Source organism: Amycolatopsis sp. WAC 01376, from assembly GCF_003947415.1.
In the GTDB taxonomy this organism is placed as follows: Bacteria; Actinomycetota; Actinomycetes; order Mycobacteriales; family Pseudonocardiaceae; genus Amycolatopsis.
The window spans coordinates 533,626-550,304 of sequence record NZ_QHKL01000007.1; the positions used below are offsets into that span (position 1 = coordinate 533,626).

A 16,679-nucleotide genomic window follows, 5' to 3' on the forward strand; every position below is an offset into this window, starting at 1 on the left:
AAGGGGCCCTTCACGACATCAGAGCTCGACGCCGGCCCACCGAAAGCATCGGAGGTGCCTGCGGTTTCGCGTGCCGAGGTGTTTCGCTACAGCACCTTGCGGATACTGGGCACCACGGCCGCGAGACCGGCGGCGTTCGGGTGCAGCGGGGCGAAGCTGTTGTTCACCACCGAAGGGATGAGCCCTTCGATCCATTTGACGCCGATCGGCTGGCACGCGTCGTGACCGATGCTCGGCGTCCGGATGTCGACGTACTTGGCGCCGTGCGCGGCGGACTGCTCGGCCATCCGCGCGTTGAGCCGGTCGATGTTGGCCTGGATGTAGTCGGCGTCCTGCGGCAGCACCGGGACCAGCGGCCAGCAGCCACCGGATTTTATCCCGGTCGGGTAGCCGACCATGACGATCTCGGCCCGCGGCGCGCGCTGGCGGATCTGCTCGATGACCGTGCCGTAGGTCGCGGCGAAGGCGTCGATCTTGGTCGCGTACTTGTCCACCCCGCCCGTGGTGTTGGCGGCTTTGCACGAGGCGCCCACCGGGAGCAGGTTCACGCACGACGTCGCGAGCCCGACGAGCCCGATGTCGTTGCCGCCGATCCCGACGGTCACCAGTGTCGTGTCGGCCGAAAGCGCGTCGTACTGCGGCGGGTTGGTGCCGGAGATGATGCCCTTCTGCGGGTTGGTGAAATGGGAGGTGGTCGCGGCGCCGCAGGTGACGTCACGGAGTTCGTCGACGTCGATCTGTTTCGCCAGCAGACCGGCGTAGTTGATCGCGGACCGGGCGCAGGTGAGCAGATCGGACTGCGGCAGGACCACGGAGCCCGCCGAGAACGAGTCGCCCATCGCGACGTACACCTGGCGTTCCGCCGCGGCGAGTGCCGGTGTCCCGATTCCGACGAGGGTCAGTGCGGTGCCCGCCACCGCGGCGATCCGGGCGAGTCTTCCCCAGCGCGTACGTGTCACTGCCGCCTCCTGCATGCGTCGTCGAATGCTGCGGCTCAGCGTCCGCTGAACAGGGGAAGACCACTAGAACGGAGGCGCGCGTTCCTGATCGGAGTTTTGTAGGTTCCCTCTATGACGAAGGCGTCGGCACAGCCATGGCGCAGGCTCGACGCCTCGGTGCTGACCCGGCTGGAGCCGGACACCGCCGCGATCGCGTCCGCCGCGATGGATCAGGTCCGCGCCGGGCTGCGCACCCCACTGGACGACCGGACGGCGGCGAACCTCCAAGTCACCCTCGACGTCGCCCTGCACGCCTTCTTCAGCGAGATCGGCCATCCCGACATCACCACCGACCGCCAGGTCTACCGGGCGCAGGGCCGGGCCCAGCACACCGCCGGCCGCAGCCTCGAGGAGATGCTCGGTTTCTACCAGTCGGCGGCGCTGGGGGTCTGGCGGCAGCTCACCTCGGCGGCACCGGCCGTGGACCTGCCGACCCAGGCGATCGTCGAACTCGGCGAGGCGCTTTTCGCCTTCATCGCGGAACTCTCGGCCGCGGCCGCCGACGGGTACGCCGAAGCGCGGTCACAGGCGGCGCGGGCCGGGCAGGCGCGGCGGGACCGGCTTCTCGGCCTCCTCCTCGCCGAACCGGCCGCCGCCAGGGACGTGCTCGACGACGCCGCGAGCCAGGCCGCGTGGATACTGCCCAGCCGTCTCGTCGTCGCCGTCACCAGCGCCGATGCCGCCCCGCAGCTGCTGGACCGGATGCCGGGACGGGTGCTGATCGGCCGTCACCACGACCTGACCGCCGTGGTCATGCCCGCCGACCGGCTCGAGTGGTATCTCGGCCGGTTGCGGGACCTGCTCGGCGAAGACCAGGCCGGGGTGGGGCCGGTCGTGCCGCTTCACTCGGCCGCGCTCAGCGCCCGCCGGGCGAGCGCGCTGTGGCGGCTGACCCGCACCGCGGCCTTCGGCGGCGACCCCCTCGTCCACACCACCGATCACCGCATCGACCTGCTGCTGACCGCCGATCCCGAACTCGCCGCCGAGTTCTCGAAGGAGATCCTCGCCCCGCTGGCCGGTCTGCCCGAACCGGCGAGGCAACGGCTCACCGCGACTCTCGCGGCGTGGCTCGCGCGGCCGGATCAGCCCCAGGCGATCGGTGTCGAACTGCACGTCCACGTCCAGACCGTCCGATATCGCATCCGGCAGTTGCGGACGCTGTTCGGCGGCACGATCGACGATCCGGCGGGCCGGTTCGCGCTGGCGATCGCACTGAGGATCGATCCACTGGTATCGAGGGAACCTACAAAGCGCTCAGAGCGGGGCGTCCATCCGCTGCGTCCCGACGACCGATAGCAGCCGCAACGCGTTCTCCGACGGCGTGCCCGGATCGGCGGTGTAGATCAGGACCTGCTGATCGCGGTCGCTGATGTCGAGGACGTCGCAGTTCACGCTGACCGGGCCCACCACCGGATGCCGGAAGGTCTTGCACAGGGTCGGCACGGCACAGACGTCGTGCGCGGCCCACAACCGGGCGAATTCCTCGCTGCCGTCGAGGAGTTCCCGGATCAGCCCGGTGACCTCGGGATCGCCGGGGTAGCGGCCGGCGGTGGCCCGGAGATTCCGGACCGCGCTCGCCGAGAACTCGTCGGCGTCGGACACCCCGTACAGCCGTCTTCCCTCCGGGCGGGGCCCGAGGAACGCGCGGCGCAGAAGGTTGCGGTCACGCCGTGGCAGGGCGGAGAAGTCCTCCATCAGGGCCGCGGCGAGGTCGTTCCAGGCGAGTACGTCGTAGGTCGCCGAGAGCACGATCGCCGCCGCCTGCGGAAGACGGTGCAACAGCGCGAGAATGCTCGGCCGGACCTCCCGGGATGGGCCGGGCGGTGGCCCCGGCGGCGCGCCCGCCAGGTGGTGCAGGTGATCGCGTTCCGCGTCCGACAGCCGTAGCGCCCTGGTCAGCCCGGCCAGCACCTCACGAGACGGCCGGGGACCGCGGGCCTGCTCCAGCCGCGTGTAGTACTCGGTGGAGATGAACGCCAGCTGCGCCACCTCTTCGCGACGCAGGCCCGGCGTGCGGCGGCGCGGCCCGGCGGGAAGGCCGACGTCGGCGGGGGCGATCCGCTCGCGTCTGCTGCGCAGGAAGTCCGCCAGTTGTCCTCTGTCCACCACTCCAGTGTGGACGATGCCGGTACGCGAGCCAGGTACCGCCGATGCCTGGATAGCCGCCGAGAGCGGGTGAAGTCTCGATGCCATGACCACGACGACAACTTTTTCGGGCCTGCTGGACGGCAAGGTCGCCTTCGTCACCGGCGCCGGCCGCGGTATCGGTGCCGCCGCCGCGCGGCTGTTCGCCAGGGAAGGCGCACGGGTCGTGCTCGCCGCCCGCACCGAGTCCCAGCTCAAGGACGTAGCCGAGGAGATCCGCGCGGAAGGCGGCGTCGCGGACCACGTGGTGTGCGACCTCGGCGACGCCTCCAGCGTCCGCGCGGCCGTCGACCGCGCCGTGGAACTGCACGGCAGGCTCGACGTCGCCTTCAACAACGGCGCGACGAACGTGCCGCCCGGCCCGATGGACCAGGTCACCGAAGCCGACTTCGACCGCATCTACGCGGTCAACCTCAAGGGCCCGTGGCTGGCGATGGTCGCCGAGATCGAGGCGATCCGGGCCACCGCGAAGACCGGGGCCATCGTCAACAACACCAGTGTCGGCAGCCTGATGGCCAACCCGGAGCTCCCCGCGTACGGCGCGATGAAACGCGGCGTCAACAGCCTGACCGCCTCGGCTGCCGCCACCTACGGCCCGGAGGGGATCCGGATCAACGCCGTCGCACCCGGCACGACGATGACCGAGATGTTCAACGAGTGGGTCGAGAGCTCGCCGGGCATCCTCGACCGGCTCAACGCGAGCACTCCGCTGGGCCGGGTGGCCGAACCCGAGGAGATCGCCCAGGCCGCGGCGTGGCTGCTGAGTGACCGCGCCTCCTACGTGACCGGCACGGTCCTGCGGGTGGACGGCGGCATGCTGTCCTGAGCGGTGGCGGGGTGGGTGATGCGCGGGAACCGGTGTCCGCCTGGCGGCGTCTGAACGCGCACGACCCACCCTGACCAGGGGTTGCCCGAGGAGAAGCCGATGCCGTTCCTGGATCCCGAACCGCTCTACGCCAAGCTCACTTCGGGCGACGCGGCAGGCATCGCCGAGGTCGGCGCCACCATCGCCGACGCGAAGAAGTCGTTGCAGACCGTCGCGGACGGGATCTCCGACGGCGCTCTGCGAGCGGCGAGGTCCTGGCGCGGTACGGCGTCGGCGGAGTTCGTCGGCAAGGCGAAGGAGTCCTCGCGAAACCTCGCCGAGGTGTACGCCCAGCTCAGCACCGCGGAGGCGGCTGTCAAAGGCGCCGCGCAGGCGTACTCCGCGCTGCGAAACTCGGCGGAGACGGCCATCGCGCCGTGGCGGAAGCTCGGCCTGAGCGATCTCCTCGAAGCACCGGAGATCGCGATGAAAACCGTCCACGCTCTGACGGCCGCGCAGCAGACCTACGAAGGCAAGCTGAACGCGCTGGCGGCCACGACCGGCGACGGCTGGGACAGCGACGGCAACGCCGACATCAGCGGCGTCAATCCCGGGCAGCCGTGGACCTCCCAGGGATTGGCCTACGACGGCAAGAACCTGCTCGTCGGCTCGTACCACGACGGCGACGGGGATGGGTCCGGCGACACCCCGCTCGGTCCGCGGCTGACGCCGAGCAGGCTGACCTACGTCGACTACGAGACGGGCAAGGAAGCGGGGAACGTCTATCTCGACGGCAACGGCGAGGTAGACGCGCCCACGCATACCGGCGGCGTCGCGACGGACGGCGAACACGTCTGGGTGTCGTCCAACGAACACGTGTACGTCTACGACAAGGCCGAACTCGACGCCGCACAGGACAGCGGCAAACCGGTCAACGCCATCGACGTGGTTCCGACGCCCGCACACAGCTATGTCACCTACGCCCAAGGCAAGCTCTTCGTGGGCGACTACAAGAACAACAAGCTCTACGAAATCCCCGTCGGCAAGAACGGCTCACCCGAGCCGGACAAGGCCGGAGAGCCGATCGAGACACCGAACAACGTCCAGGGTGTCGTGGTGCGCGACGACGAGTTCATCTTCTCCTCCTCCGACGGGCACAGCGGCAAGTTCTACAAACAGGACCGGACGCCGGAGTGGTACGACTTCAACGATCGCGAAGAGATCGAACTGAAGGGCGGCGAGCCGGGCAACGACGACGGCTACGACTCGCACGGTGTCGAGGAAGCCGTCGAAATCGACGGTGAGATCGTGCTGGCACACGAATCCGGCGCCTACGGCTACCAGAAGAACCCGGGCGAGAAGTGGGACGAGCCCGAGCTGACGAGGATCTCCCTGGACGAGCTGGGCCTCGACCCGGACGGCGCCGTCTCCCCCGGCGAGGCCGGGTACGAAACCGACCCCGACTCGCTGGTCGGCGCCGCGGGAGTCCTGGACGGGGCGACGTCCACCTTGAGCGGCGCGGCCGGCGCCGTGTCGCGGCTGCAACTGGTGTCGCGTCTGCTCGGCGAGGTTCCCGCCGCAGCCACCTTCAGCGACACGATGACCAAGCACCTCACCACGGCCGGCGATCGGCTGACGGCGGGCGTGGAAACTGTCGGCGGTATCGCGGACAGCCTGGTCACCGGCGCCGACACGTACCGGCGCGTCGAAGACGGGATCACTGAGGGGCTGGACAAGCTCGGCAAAGTCCTTCCCTGACCCGGCCGAGATCAGGGGCGCTTCGCGAGCGCGTAGGCGAGTGCCGGGACGAACTCGCCGGCACGACTGGTGGAAGCCTCTCCGCACGGTCCGTCGAAGACGCCTGGAGTGGTTAGCCAGAGCAGGTGCAGCTTGTCTCGCTCGGGCCTCAGGACCTGGTTCTGTCCCACACGGGCGTCGGCCGGATTGCAGTCCCCGGCGGTCGGTGCTCCGCCGCGGCTGCTGTCGGCCACCATGAAGTAGTCGTTCCTGCCTGTGGCGGCCAGTAGGTGGTTCCGGATCGCGTTCGCGGCCGCGGTGGTCTCATCGGCGTAACCACGAACGTTGACCGCGAATCCGTCCACGTCCCGCCCCGCCGAGGCGATCTTCTCCGCGGCGGCCGCCGGTGAGGGCGAATCGGAGACATCGAGCAGGACGATGGTCCGAGCGAGCGCGCCGAGGATCTTCGCGACCGCGGTCGAACACCCCTCGGCCATTCGGATCACCACCAAGGCGGGCGCCTCCCCGATACCGGCCGCGATCCCGTCGAGCCACGCGCGGTGGCCCGTCCCGCACGCTTCCGCCTGCTTCGGGTCGACCAGGAGGATCGGCATCGTGCTGGTGGCGGCAGCCTGGGCGACGGTCTGTTTCACCTGGTCTGGTGCGCGAACGAGCTGTGCGGCCGGACGTGAGGCGATCCGGTCGCGAATGACGTCGGCCTCGGGCCCGGGCGGTGCCGAACGCGCCCAGACAGCGGGCGGGTCGATCGCATTCCCCTCCGGCCCCGCACGCCGAGACAAGGGCAAGCAGACAACGAGCGCCAACTGACGGCCGCGGCACCCGCCGACGTTGTCCTTCCCCATCGTCCTCATCTTTCACTCGTATTCACGGGATCGCTAGTCCGTTTTGCCCGTTTGCGCGATACGCGTATCTAGTTTCGCGCTTGCTCGGCGCGAAACCGAGATCAGGTAGAGGCACCGTGATAATGCCCCTTATGACTGAGTACCTGGAAAGTGGGATCGAATGACGGCTCGAACAGGCCGCGGGGAGGGCGACGGAGGCCGATCGGAAGACACCAGGAGGGACGAGTTGGGCGCTCTGCGGCCAACTGAGCGCGTTTTGCCTGGTCAGCGCCACCTTTTCGGCAGAGCGAAAAGGTCTGGAGCCGTGTTCCCCTGGCCCATACGTTCGGGCGGACGGATAACCGACCGTTTCGAGGGGACATCATGAGGAACTTGCTTCGGAAAACTTTGCTCGTACTGCCGGGCGTCGCCGCGGCGACACTGCTCGGCGCCGGCGGCGTGGCGGGGGCCGCGCCCGCGGGCGCGCAGACCGAGCCGGTCCAGACGATGAGCTGCAGCCATTCGCATTCGAACAAGGACAGCGGCGAGGGCAGGGCGAAGACGGACCTGCGCTACCGGACCGGTCCGCACACCAGCTGTGCCGCGCCGGGACAGGTCAGCAAGGGCACGTTGATCTACTACCACTGCTGGACGGCCGGCGGTGAGGCCGGTGGGAAACACACTTGGACGTGGGGGCGTATCGCGGGCACGCAGACCGCGGGCTGGTTCGCCGACGCGTATCTCAGCGACGGCGGCGCCACGAAACAGTGTTGAGCTGAGAAACACGACGTGGCCTGTCCGGTGAGCCGGACAGGCCACGTCCTGTCATACGGCTTCGAGAACGAAGAACAGGAAGCCTATGAACGCGGTCTTGCCCGCGAGTTCCTCGGGAAAACGCTCGTGAGCGCCGGGTGCCGGGTAGGGCTCGCTGACGACGGTCGTGCGGAATCCTGCCGCGGTGAAGGCGTCGGTCATCGCGTGCAGTGGCCGGTGCCAGAACGTCAGCACGGCTTTCTGACCGCTGAAGGTGTACTCCTCGGACCACTGGACGGTCTCGAAGTAGTCGGCTTCAGGGTGGACCAGTTTGAAGATGGTGGGGTGGTTGACGGCCATGATCAACCGGCCGCCGGGCTTCAGCACGCGCCGGATCTCGGCCAGCGGCGCGGCCCAGTCTTCCAGGTAATGCAGCACCAGAGCGGCGATGACGTCGTCGAACGCGGCGTCGGGATACGGAAGCGGGCTACCCGCGTCGGCGACCTGAAGAGCAGCGTCCGCGCCCAGCCGCTTTCGGGCCAGCTCGACCATTTTCGCGCTGGAGTCGAAGCCTGCCACGATCGCGCCCCGGTCGCGCAGTGCCTCGAACAGCGGGCCCGCTCCACAGCCCGCGTCGAGAATTCGCCTGCCTGCCACGTCTCCGGCCAGCTCCAGGATCGCCGGCCGCGTGTAGTAGGCGTTCATGAGACTGGTCTCGTTCTCGGCCGCATACGCTTCGGCGAAGGCGTCGTAGTCGGTTTCCGCGAGGCTTTCGGGACTGATCGGCATATGGCCCAATATGGCACAAGCGGGGTTATCGGAATTCGAAAAGGCGCAGCGCCGATCCGATGTCCCCAATGTCGCATTAGGGACGCTGAGCGTCTCCAATGCGACATTGGGAACCCGATGACTTCCAGCAGCACGTCAGATTCGCGTTACCAACGCAGGTGCCGGGCGCCGTCTAGGTCAGCGCGCTACCGAGAAGCGGCAGCAGGCGTTCCCAGTGGCGCTTCGATCCGGCCGGGTCATAAGCGTCGGTGTCGGACATGGTGAAGCCGTGGACGGTGCCGGGATAGATCTCGCAGCTGTAGCCGACACCGGCGGCGTCGAACGCGTGGCTGATCTCGGTGATGGCTTCGGGTGTCATGTCGTTCTCGGCGAGGCCGAGGTGGACTTGCGCGGTGAGATTCGGGATCTGCCGGTGCGCACTGTCGGGTTGGTCGGTGACCAGGGCGCCGGGATGGAATCCGGCGACGGCGGCGACCTTGTCCGGGTGGGCTGTCGCGGTGCGCATCGCGAGGACGGCACCCATGCAGTAGCCGATCGTGGCGACCGGTCCGGCGCTCACCTCGGACTGGGCGGTGAGGAAGCCGACGTAGGCGCCGGCGTCGCTCAGGGCGCGTTCGGCGGTGTGCGCCTCGATGAGGGGCATGATCTGCCCGAAGAGCGCCGGCCGGTCTTCGGCGGTGATCCGCTCGGGAAGGTCGAACACCGGCGCCGGGCGGTGCCGGTAGAAGACGTTGGGCACGAGCACGTAGTAGCCGTGCCCGGCCAATTCGCGGGCCATGTCCCAGAGGACTGGTCGTGGACCGAAGGCGTCCGGGTACAGGAGGACGCCCGGATGCGTTCCGCCTTCGTCCGGGAAGACGGCGAAAGCGTCGGAGTGACCGTCCGGGGTGGGGATGCTGAGTGTGGTGGCGGAAATGGCGATGCTCCCTTTTCTTGTCTGCATGCCCCTTCGAACGTAGCCACGTTTTCGATCACGCGCCGCCACACCGGCGATGGCTCACCGCAGCCGATCGGCCAGACCGGCGGAGGTGAACGCGGCCACCAGGTCTTCGCGGTCTTCGGTGAAGTGGCCCCAGCTGTCGATGTGCACGGGGACGACCGTGCGGGCACCGAGGATCCGCGTCGCCTCCGCGGCCAGTGCGCTGTCGAGGACGAGCAGGGCGCCGTCGAAGACCGGCTTCAGTCGCGGGGCACCGGCGAAGAGCACGGCGGTGTCGACCGGGCCGAACCGGTCGGCGACCTGCCGGACGACGTCGAGTGAGGCGTTGTCGCCGCTGACGTAGACCGTCGGCAGGCCTTGGCCGGTGAGCACGAAGCCGACGACGTCGCCGGTGATCTTTTCCGCGCCTTCCGGTCCGTGGAGCGCGGGCGCGGCGGTCACGGTCACGGATCCGAGTTCGACGGTCTCCCAGGTCTCCAGCCCTTTCGCGGTGCCGCCCAGCCTGCCCGCGCCGCTGGGCGTGGTGAGGGTCAGCGACACGTCGGCCAAGAACTCACGGCCGGAATTGTCGAGGTTGTCGGGATGTTCGTCGTGGGAGAGCAGGACGGCGTCGACGTGGCCGAGGTCCGCGGGTTTCACCGAGGCCGGGGCGGTCTTGGTGAGACCGGGCCTCCCGTCGGGCCTCGCGTAGTCGCCGGGCTCGTCGAAGGTCGGGTCGGTCAGGAACCGCAGGCCGCCGTACTCGATCAGCGCGGTCGGCCCGCCGATGACCTGGACGGAGAGCTGTTCGCTGATCTGGGTCATCTTCCACCTCACGGATAGGTATTGTTCTTTCCGTGAGTGACCTTAGCCAGCTCTCACGGAAGAGTGCAACTACTTCCGTGAGGATTCCTCATGGTTGAACCCAGCGCCTACCATGAGAACGTGGACGACACCGCTGCCCTTCCCCCTGCTCCGGGCGCCGAGCAGTACGTCGCGCTGGCACTCGCCAACACCACCATCGCGCGGCCCGGCGGCCAGTTCACCGACTACCTCGGCACTCCGGCCGCCGCGACGGACTGGCTGGCCGCGCACGGGCTCGCCCCGGTCGACGCCGGTCTGCGGGAGATGTGCGCGGGCCTGGTCCGGTCGTTGCGTGAACAGGTCCGGGTGCTGCTCGCGGCGAGGTCCTGCGCGGATCCGGCTCCGCAAAGCGCCCTCGACGCCGTCAACGACGCGCTGAGCAAGGCCCCGACCGCGGAACTTCTGCGCTGGGACCCCGTCCGGGGGTTGCACCGTACGGCGTCGCATCCGGTCACCCAGATCGTCGAGCACGCGTTGGCGACGCTCGCCGCCAACGCCGCGGACCTGCTGACCGGGCCGGACGCCGAGCGGATCGCCGCCTGCGGGTCGCCGCCGTGCACCCGGTTCTTCTTGCGCAATGGACGGCGTCAGTGGTGTTCCGTGCGCTGTGGCGACAGGGCCCGCGCCGCCCGCGCCTACGCCAGGCGCTCGCAGCCGACCGGGGTCGCGTAGTCACCGGGCGGCAACGCGGGACGGCTGCGATGCTGCCGGAAACCGAGCAACGTCGTCCCGATGCCGAGTACGGCGTAGGCGATCAGCCAGCCGGTGAACTCGGCGGGAGGTCCGTCGCCGAGAAGCGGGTCGTACAGGACGACCACCGCGTAGACGCCGGGTATCGCGTACTGGCTGTCCATGACACGCAGCTCGGTGTCGACGGCCATCGAAGCCCTGTCTTCGGCGTGGACGGGCCGCCGCAGTGTGCTGAGGAGGATCACCGAGCAGCACAGGGCGGCCCAGCCGAGCGCGAGGAGCCAGCCCGTCGCGTATGCCTTCGCCTTCGCCGGGGTGCTCAGGTAGACCGCGAGGGCGAGAGCGACGCCGCCGCCGAAAGTGATCACGAACGAGGACGCGTACCAGCCGCCGAGGATCCCGAGGACCGGCGGGCGTCGCCCGGACCGTCGATCCATCACCGGCAGCGGGCCCAGCTCCCGCTCACGGTGCACGTACGACCACCAGAAAGCGACCTGCAGGGCGCCACCGACGAAGCAGAGGTAGACACTGCTCGGCGCCTCACCGTCACGAAAGTCGACGAACCCGTAGACGATGCCGAGCAGGACACCCACCGCCACCGCGACGGCGAGCCAGCGGAACCGGCCGGGAACAGTCCGGCTCAGGCGGGGGCCGACCCGGGCGGCGAGCAGCCTCGACGGTGTCACCACCTCGACACCGCGTTTCGCCAGCCACCTCCTGGTCACCGCGATCTCTTCGAAGCTGAGTGCGCCCTTCGCCACTGTTCCCCCTAGCTCGTCTGCCGGGTTCACGCCCGGCGCCGCGCGATGGTTGCCTCAACGGTAGGACGCGAACCGTTCCAGCAAAGGCTTCGGGGAGTCTTCGGCGAAGCACAGGACAAGGCTTTCGGCGGATTCGGCCGCGGAGGCCTCGCTGCGCGGGAACAGCGCCGTCTCGTACGCGCTGAGAGCGGCTTCGGCGTCGCCGGGGTGAGCTGCGAGGGCCAGGCCGAGTTCGGCGCCGTCGAGCATCGCGAGGTTGGCGCCTTCGCCGGCGAACGGCGACATCAGGTGGGCGGCGTCCCCGAGAAGGGTGACGCCGGGGACGCGGTCCCAGCGGTGGCCGACGGGCAGCGCGTGGATCGGCCGTGGGGTCAGTGCGCCGTCCGCGTCGGTGATCAGCGCTCGCAGGCCCGCGTCCCAGCCGTCGAAGTGGTCCAGCACGGCGGCTTTCGCGGAGGCGGTGTCGCTGAAGTCGACAGTGGAGATCCAGTCCTCGTCGGTCTTCACCGCGACGTAGACGTGCAGGCTGCCGGTGGTGTCGTGATGCGCCAGGAATCCTTTGGCCTCGCCGAGTGCGAAGAACATGCCGCTTCCGACGAGCGCGGCGCTCGCGGGGTGGCGGTTCTCGGCGTCGTTCAGGTGCACTTCGACGAAGGAAACGCCCTCATAAGCCGGCTCGGCGGCCGAGACCAGGGGGCGGACCTTGGACCACGCGCCGTCGGCGCCGATCAGCAGATCCGTGGTGAACGTGGTGCCGTCGGCCAGGATGACCTCGTGTCCGCCGTTGTCGTGCGCGCGTGCGCCGGTGATCTTGGCGCCCCAGCGCACGGTGCCTTCGGGCAGGGATCCGAGGAGCAAGTCGCGCAGGTCGCCGCGGGCGACTTCGGGGCGTCCGCCGTCGCCGTCGTCGGTCTCCTCGCGGTGCACGACCGCGTGCCGGTCGAGGATGCGCAGGGCCTCGCCACCGGGATGCACGAGCGCGCGGAATTCGTCGTGGAGTCCGGCGGCCCGGAGCGCCGACTGCCCGGATTCGACGTGGATGTCGAGCATTCCGCCCTGTGCCCGTGCGGACGGCGACGCGTCCAGGTCGAAGACCGCGGACTCGATGCCGTTGACGTGCAGGACGCGGGCGAGGGTGAGGCCGCCGAGGCCGCCGAGGATGATCGCGATGGGGTGATGTGTGGTCATGTCGGGTTCCTTTCGGTTGGCAGGCCGGTGTGCGTGATTCCGGTGATCAGCACCCGCAATCCCCACGACATCCGCTGTCCGGGCCGCCCGGTGAGCAGGTCGGCCGCGTGCGCCGCGATCTGGGGATGGGTGGTCTCGTCGGCGTCCCGCACGGCACGGGCCAGCGCGTCCCAGTCGTCCGGTGAGTCCTCCTCGGCGTGCTCGGCCGCGGTCGCCGTCGCGTGCTGGAGGAGGATGTCGATCCCCCACGCGCGCCGCTCGGCCGGCACGTCGCCCTCGGCGAGGAGGGCGAGCAGGTTCTCGACCAGGCCGAGGTAGTTCTCGCCGCTCGGGCGGGCCACCAGTGCGGACAGGGCGAGGCCGGGGTACTCGAGCAGGGTCGAGATGTAGCCGGTGAGCAGCTGTTCGAGCCGGTCGCGCCAGTCGCCTTCGGGCGGCGGCGGGGCGATCGTGCCGAGGAGTTCGTCCAGGATCGCCGCGTGCAGCTCGGCGGTGTTGCGGACGTAGACGTAGAGCGAGGCCGCGCCGGTGTCGAGCTCCTGCGCCAGGCGGCGCATCGTGACCTTCCGCAGGCCTTCCTCCCGCAGGATCGCGACCGCGGCGGCGACGATGCCGTCACGGGTCAGCGCGGGTTTGGCCGGTCGTTCCCGGCGGCTCTTCTGGGGTGCCATGCGTCCACTATACCGAACATGTTCGTAACGAACATGTTCGGTCCGGGCCGCGGCGAACCTGACTGCTTCCAACGGGGGGGGTTTGTCCGTCCACTCCGGACTGAAATGACGAAAGCAGGGAGAACAACACTCCCTGCCACTTCTAACGTATAGCGCACCCGGGGGCTTGCGGCAAGACCCCTGTCGTGCCGCAGAATCTCCCGCCGGACACCACGAGCTCGACAATCGGGGGAACTCTTGATCGACGTGATCATCGCGGGCGGCGGACCGACCGGCATGATGCTGGGCGCCGAACTGCGACTGCACGGCGTCCATGTGGTCGTCGTGGAGAAGGACGCGGAGCAGACCAAGGTCGTGCGCTCCATGGGCCTGCACGCACGCAGCATCGAGGTGATGGACCAGCGGGGCCTGCTGGAGCGCTTCCTCGAACACGGCACGAAGTACCCGGTCGGCGGCTCCTTCGCGGGCATCCTGAAACCGGCGCCGCCGCTGGACAGCGCCCACGCCTACATCCTCGGCATTCCGCAGACCGTCACCGACCGCCTGCTGACCGAGCACGCCATCGAGGTGGGCGTCGACCTGCGGCGCGGCCGGGAACTGGTCGGCCTGAGCCAGGACGAGGACGGCGTCGACGTCGAGCTCTCCGACGGGACCACACTGCGCTCGCGCTACCTCGTCGGCTGCGACGGCGGCCGCAGCACGGTGCGCAAGCTGCTCGGCATCGACTTCCCCGGCGAGCCCGCCACCGCCGAGACGCTGCTGGGCGAGATGGAACTGACCGAGGACTGGGAAACGGTGCTCGCCGTGATGACCGAGGTCCGCAAGACCCAGTTGCGGTTCGGTCTCTCCCCCATCGGCGACGGGGTGTACCGGGTGGGAGTGCCCGCCGAAGGACTGGCCGAGGATCCCCGGATCCCACCGACCTTCGACGAGGTCAAACGACAGCTCAAAGCCGTCGCCGGCAGCGACTTCGGCGTGCACTCGCCGCGCTGGCTCTCCCGCTTCGGCGACGCCACCCGGCTGGCCGAACGCTACCGGGCAGGGCGGGCGTTCCTCGCGGGCGACGCGGCGCACATCCACCCGCCGGTCGGCGGGCAGGGGCTCAACCTCGGTGTCCAGGACGCCTTCAACCTCGGCTGGAAACTGGCCGCCGCGGTCAACGGCTGGGCCCCGGAAGACCTGCTGGACACCTATCACACCGAACGGCACCCGGTGGCCGCCGCGGTGCTGGACAACACCCGCGCACAGATGCAGCTGATGTCGCTCGATCCGGGTTCCCAGGCCGTCCGAAAGCTGCTGACGGAACTGATGGATTTCGAGGACGTGAGCCTGTTCCTGACCGAGAAGATCACCGCGACCGCGATCCGCTACGACTTCGGCGAAGGGCACGAGCTGCTCGGCCGCCGGATGCGGGATCTGGACCTCGAGCAGGGACATCTCTACGGGCTGACCCGCAGCGGTCGCGGCCTGCTGCTCGACCAGACCGGCGCGCTCTCGGTGCGGGACTGGACGGACCGGGTCGACCACGTCGTCGACGTCAGCGAGGAACTCGAGGTACCGGCGGTGCTGCTGCGGCCGGACGGGCACGTGGCGTGGGCGGGCGAAGACCAGGAAGAGCTGCTCACTGCCTTGCGCCGGTGGTTCGGCGAAGGGCTTTAGCGACGTCCGCGGGGCCCGTGCCCGGTCACGGGCCCTGCGGCCCCCGATAACGCAACGTCTGGTTGTAGACGATGTTGGTGTTCGTGCTCCCGAACAGCGCGAGCTCGTTGACGATCTCCTCCAGCCGTCCCATCGACGGCGCCGCGATCTTCAGCGAATAGCAGTCGTCACCGGTCGTGCGGAGGCATTCGAGGATCTCGGTCCGCTCCGCCAGGAGCTTGTGCAACGGCGCGTGCTTGCTGCCCGGATACTTCAGCCGCACCACCGCGAGCACCACATACCCGGCCTTCTCCAGGTCGACCTCGGCGCGATAGCCGGTGATCACCCCGGCCGACTCCAGCCGCTTCACCCGCTCCGTCGTCGCCGACGCGCTCAAGCTGACCCGCTTCCCCAGCTCGGTGAGCGGAAGCCGCCCGTCGTTCTGGAGCTCCACGAGGATCGCCCAGTCGGTCGCGTCGAGAGTCTCGGCCATCGGGGCAGAATACCGGCAGATCCACGGCGGAAGTGCCCGTACGCCGGGAAAGATCTCTTCCCGGGTTACTCGCCCCGCCGATAGCCTTGACCTGTGCGAATAGGTGTCAACGTCCCGAATTTCGGACCGGGGACCGACCCCGGGATCCTCCGCGGCTGGGCCACCACGGTCGAAGGCCTCGGCTACGACCTGCTCATGGTGTCCGATCACGTCGCCATCACCCCCGACGTCGCCGAGCAGTATCCGGCGCCGTTCTACGAACCGTTCACGACGCTGTCCTGGCTCGCCGGCGTGACGAACGAAATCCGGCTGGGCACCACCGTGCTCATCGTCCCGTACCGGCATCCGCTACTGATCGCCCGCATGGCCGCGAACCTGAACCAGCTCAGCGGCGGACGGCTCGTGCTCGGCGTCGCGTCCGGCTGGGCCCGTCAGGAGTTCGAAGCGCTCGACGTCCCGTTCGAGAAACGAGGACGGCTGACCGACGGCCATCTCGACGCCGTCCGGAAAGCCTGGGCCGACGACGCCGACTACCGCGCCGGCGACATCCCGATCTGGGTCGGCGGCAACAGCGACGCCGGGATCCGCCGCGCCGTCCGGGTCGGAGACGCCTGGCATCCGCTGCGGGCCACCCTCCCCTGGCTCACCGAAGCCCTCACCAGGGTCAAGACCATCGCCGACGCGCAGAACCGGCCCGTCCCCGCGTTCACCCCGCGGATCCTGCTGAACATCACCGGCCGTCCGGTCACCGGACCCGGCCGCCTCGCCGGGGAAGGCACGATCGAGCAGATCGTCGACGACCTCGACCGGCTACGCCACCTCGGCGCCGAGACGGTCGTCCTCGACCCGTTCTCCGGTGACCCCGAGGAGACACTCCGCCCGGAAGCCGCCTGGCAGGCGCTGGCGACCGTGGCCGCACACTGGGAACTGGGCCGCTACCGAACCGAACAGGACCGACCATGACCGAAGAAGACGAGAAGTTCCTCCGCCGCGCCATCGAACTGGCCGCGAAATCCCGCACGGACGGCGACCCGCCCTTCGGCTCGCTCCTCGTCGGCCCCGACGGCACGGTGCTCGCCGAGGACCACAACACCTCGGTGTCGCAATCGGACATCAGCCTGCACCCGGAGCTGAAACTCGCCGTCTGGGCCGCGCGCGAACTCGACCCCGTCGTCGCCGCGGAGACCACGATGTACACCAGTTGCCAGCCGTGCGGGATGTGCCAGGGCGCCATCGAACGCTCCGGCCTCGGCCGGGTCGTGTTCGCCCTTTCCGGCGACCAGGTCAACGCACTCAAGCCGCCGCACGCCGCGCCGCCCGTCCGGCTCGAAGGCCCGGCGTTGTACGACGAGGCCCGCGTCCCCGTGGCGGGCTACTACACCTGAG

The 16,679-nt window shown here is 69.3% G+C and carries 18 protein-coding genes; 8 read left to right on the forward strand and 10 right to left on the reverse strand.

Annotated features, from left to right (window positions below; genetic code table 11):
• Positions 1 to 86: 86 nt before the first annotated feature.
• A complete protein-coding gene (locus DMH03_RS32980; protein ID WP_233611765.1) occupies positions 87 to 959 on the reverse strand; it encodes an SGNH/GDSL hydrolase family protein in 873 nt (290 codons plus the stop codon).
• Positions 960 to 1,070: 111 nt separating this feature from the next.
• Between DMH03_RS32980 and DMH03_RS42990 the strand changes: the two genes are divergently transcribed.
• Positions 1,071 to 2,294: a helix-turn-helix domain-containing protein gene (locus tag DMH03_RS42990; protein ID WP_125795877.1), complete on the forward strand. Its 1,224-nt coding sequence runs from the start codon at positions 1,071 to 1,073 to the stop codon at positions 2,292 to 2,294.
• On the opposite strand, the gene DMH03_RS32990 is transcribed toward DMH03_RS42990, so the two are convergent.
• Positions 2,253 to 3,104 carry a helix-turn-helix transcriptional regulator gene (locus DMH03_RS32990; RefSeq protein ID WP_125795878.1) on the reverse strand — a complete coding sequence of 284 codons (852 nt, stop codon included), beginning with the start codon at positions 3,102 to 3,104 and terminating at the stop codon, positions 2,253 to 2,255. The genes DMH03_RS42990 and DMH03_RS32990 overlap by 42 nt on opposite strands.
• Before the next feature lie 85 nt (positions 3,105 to 3,189).
• Between DMH03_RS32990 and DMH03_RS32995 the strand changes: the two genes are divergently transcribed.
• Together DMH03_RS32995 and DMH03_RS33000 are read left to right on the forward strand one after the other, a co-directional pair.
• Positions 3,190 to 3,969 (forward strand): SDR family NAD(P)-dependent oxidoreductase, encoded by a 780-nt coding sequence (locus DMH03_RS32995; RefSeq protein WP_125795879.1) that lies wholly within the window; start codon positions 3,190 to 3,192, stop codon positions 3,967 to 3,969.
• A gap of 99 nt (positions 3,970 to 4,068) precedes the next feature.
• A complete protein-coding gene (locus DMH03_RS33000; RefSeq protein WP_125795880.1) occupies positions 4,069 to 5,706 on the forward strand; it encodes a WXG100 family type VII secretion target in 1,638 nt (545 codons plus the stop codon).
• An 11-nt stretch (positions 5,707 to 5,717) separates the two neighbouring features.
• Here the strand turns inward: DMH03_RS33000 and DMH03_RS33005 are convergent, their stop codons facing one another.
• On the reverse strand, positions 5,718 to 6,338 hold the full coding sequence (locus tag DMH03_RS33005) for a glycoside hydrolase family 6 protein (RefSeq protein WP_158633143.1): 621 nt from the start codon (positions 6,336 to 6,338) through the stop codon (positions 5,718 to 5,720).
• Between the two features lie 573 nt (positions 6,339 to 6,911).
• On the opposite strand from DMH03_RS33005, the gene DMH03_RS33010 reads away from it, so the two are divergent.
• Positions 6,912 to 7,301, forward strand: coding sequence for an SH3 domain-containing protein (locus DMH03_RS33010; RefSeq protein ID WP_125795882.1), 390 nt, complete (start codon positions 6,912 to 6,914; stop codon positions 7,299 to 7,301).
• A 51-nt stretch (positions 7,302 to 7,352) separates the two neighbouring features.
• Here the strand turns inward: DMH03_RS33010 and DMH03_RS33015 are convergent, their stop codons facing one another.
• The 3 genes from DMH03_RS33015 to DMH03_RS33025 all read right to left on the reverse strand — a co-directional run bounded on the left by DMH03_RS33015 (position 7,353) and on the right by DMH03_RS33025 (position 9,813).
• Complete coding sequence (locus tag DMH03_RS33015) at positions 7,353 to 8,069, reverse strand: class I SAM-dependent methyltransferase (protein ID WP_125795883.1); 717 nt, start codon at positions 8,067 to 8,069, stop codon at positions 7,353 to 7,355.
• A 172-nt stretch (positions 8,070 to 8,241) separates the two neighbouring features.
• On the reverse strand, positions 8,242 to 9,012 hold the full coding sequence (locus DMH03_RS33020) for a dienelactone hydrolase family protein (RefSeq protein WP_199749114.1): 771 nt from the start codon (positions 9,010 to 9,012) through the stop codon (positions 8,242 to 8,244).
• A gap of 54 nt (positions 9,013 to 9,066) precedes the next feature.
• Positions 9,067 to 9,813 carry an MBL fold metallo-hydrolase gene (locus DMH03_RS33025; RefSeq protein ID WP_125795884.1) on the reverse strand — a complete coding sequence of 249 codons (747 nt, stop codon included), beginning with the start codon at positions 9,811 to 9,813 and terminating at the stop codon, positions 9,067 to 9,069.
• Between the two features lie 90 nt (positions 9,814 to 9,903).
• Between DMH03_RS33025 and DMH03_RS33030 the strand changes: the two genes are divergently transcribed.
• Positions 9,904 to 10,524, forward strand: coding sequence for an ABATE domain-containing protein (locus DMH03_RS33030; protein ID WP_125795885.1), 621 nt, complete (start codon positions 9,904 to 9,906; stop codon positions 10,522 to 10,524).
• On the opposite strand, the gene DMH03_RS33035 is transcribed toward DMH03_RS33030, so the two are convergent.
• From DMH03_RS33035 to DMH03_RS33045, 3 genes are read right to left on the reverse strand one after another with little or no spacing between them, the layout of a single operon-like run.
• Complete coding sequence (locus DMH03_RS33035) at positions 10,488 to 11,303, reverse strand: hypothetical protein (RefSeq protein WP_125795886.1); 816 nt, start codon at positions 11,301 to 11,303, stop codon at positions 10,488 to 10,490. The genes DMH03_RS33030 and DMH03_RS33035 overlap by 37 nt on opposite strands.
• A gap of 54 nt (positions 11,304 to 11,357) precedes the next feature.
• The gene (locus DMH03_RS33040; protein WP_125795887.1) at positions 11,358 to 12,491 is read right to left on the reverse strand and encodes an NAD(P)/FAD-dependent oxidoreductase; all 1,134 of its coding nucleotides are present in this window, start codon (positions 12,489 to 12,491) and stop codon (positions 11,358 to 11,360) included.
• On the reverse strand, positions 12,488 to 13,162 hold the full coding sequence (locus DMH03_RS33045) for a TetR/AcrR family transcriptional regulator (protein WP_125795888.1): 675 nt from the start codon (positions 13,160 to 13,162) through the stop codon (positions 12,488 to 12,490). Before DMH03_RS33045 ends, DMH03_RS33040 begins: the two co-directional genes overlap by 4 nt.
• Before the next feature lie 237 nt (positions 13,163 to 13,399).
• Between DMH03_RS33045 and rox the strand changes: the two genes are divergently transcribed.
• The gene (gene rox / locus DMH03_RS33050; RefSeq protein WP_125795889.1) at positions 13,400 to 14,821 is read left to right on the forward strand and encodes a rifampin monooxygenase; all 1,422 of its coding nucleotides are present in this window, start codon (positions 13,400 to 13,402) and stop codon (positions 14,819 to 14,821) included.
• Positions 14,822 to 14,846: 25 nt separating this feature from the next.
• On the opposite strand, the gene DMH03_RS33055 is transcribed toward rox, so the two are convergent.
• Positions 14,847 to 15,293 (reverse strand): Lrp/AsnC family transcriptional regulator, encoded by a 447-nt coding sequence (locus tag DMH03_RS33055; RefSeq protein WP_125795890.1) that lies wholly within the window; start codon positions 15,291 to 15,293, stop codon positions 14,847 to 14,849.
• A gap of 93 nt (positions 15,294 to 15,386) precedes the next feature.
• Between DMH03_RS33055 and DMH03_RS33060 the strand changes: the two genes are divergently transcribed.
• Both DMH03_RS33060 and DMH03_RS33065 read left to right on the forward strand, forming a co-directional pair.
• Complete coding sequence (locus DMH03_RS33060) at positions 15,387 to 16,256, forward strand: LLM class flavin-dependent oxidoreductase (RefSeq protein WP_125795891.1); 870 nt, start codon at positions 15,387 to 15,389, stop codon at positions 16,254 to 16,256.
• Positions 16,253 to 16,678 (forward strand): nucleoside deaminase, encoded by a 426-nt coding sequence (locus tag DMH03_RS33065; protein ID WP_125795892.1) that lies wholly within the window; start codon positions 16,253 to 16,255, stop codon positions 16,676 to 16,678. Before DMH03_RS33060 ends, DMH03_RS33065 begins: the two co-directional genes overlap by 4 nt.
• Position 16,679 lies beyond the last annotated feature (1 nt).

What these genes read in the sequence shown, in the direction of transcription:
- DMH03_RS33015 (WP_125795883.1), bottom strand. Translation starts at nt 8,069, where the DNA reads ATGCCGATCAGTCCCGAAAGCCTCGCGGAAACCGACTACGACGCCTTC.
- DMH03_RS33030 (WP_125795885.1), top strand. Translation starts at nt 9,904, where the DNA reads ATGGTTGAACCCAGCGCCTACCATGAGAACGTGGACGACACCGCTGCC.
- DMH03_RS32995 (WP_125795879.1), top strand. Translation starts at nt 3,190, where the DNA reads ATGACCACGACGACAACTTTTTCGGGCCTGCTGGACGGCAAGGTCGCC.
- DMH03_RS33045 (WP_125795888.1), bottom strand. Translation starts at nt 13,162, where the DNA reads ATGGCACCCCAGAAGAGCCGCCGGGAACGACCGGCCAAACCCGCGCTG.
- DMH03_RS42990 (WP_125795877.1), top strand. Translation starts at nt 1,071, where the DNA reads ATGACGAAGGCGTCGGCACAGCCATGGCGCAGGCTCGACGCCTCGGTG.
- DMH03_RS33000 (WP_125795880.1), top strand. Translation starts at nt 4,069, where the DNA reads ATGCCGTTCCTGGATCCCGAACCGCTCTACGCCAAGCTCACTTCGGGC.
- DMH03_RS33010 (WP_125795882.1), top strand. Translation starts at nt 6,912, where the DNA reads ATGAGGAACTTGCTTCGGAAAACTTTGCTCGTACTGCCGGGCGTCGCC.
- DMH03_RS33055 (WP_125795890.1), bottom strand. Translation starts at nt 15,293, where the DNA reads ATGGCCGAGACTCTCGACGCGACCGACTGGGCGATCCTCGTGGAGCTC.
- DMH03_RS33020 (WP_199749114.1), bottom strand. Translation starts at nt 9,012, where the DNA reads ATGCAGACAAGAAAAGGGAGCATCGCCATTTCCGCCACCACACTCAGC.
- DMH03_RS33065 (WP_125795892.1), top strand. Translation starts at nt 16,253, where the DNA reads ATGACCGAAGAAGACGAGAAGTTCCTCCGCCGCGCCATCGAACTGGCC.
- DMH03_RS33040 (WP_125795887.1), bottom strand. Translation starts at nt 12,491, where the DNA reads ATGACCACACATCACCCCATCGCGATCATCCTCGGCGGCCTCGGCGGC.
- DMH03_RS33025 (WP_125795884.1), bottom strand. Translation starts at nt 9,813, where the DNA reads ATGACCCAGATCAGCGAACAGCTCTCCGTCCAGGTCATCGGCGGGCCG.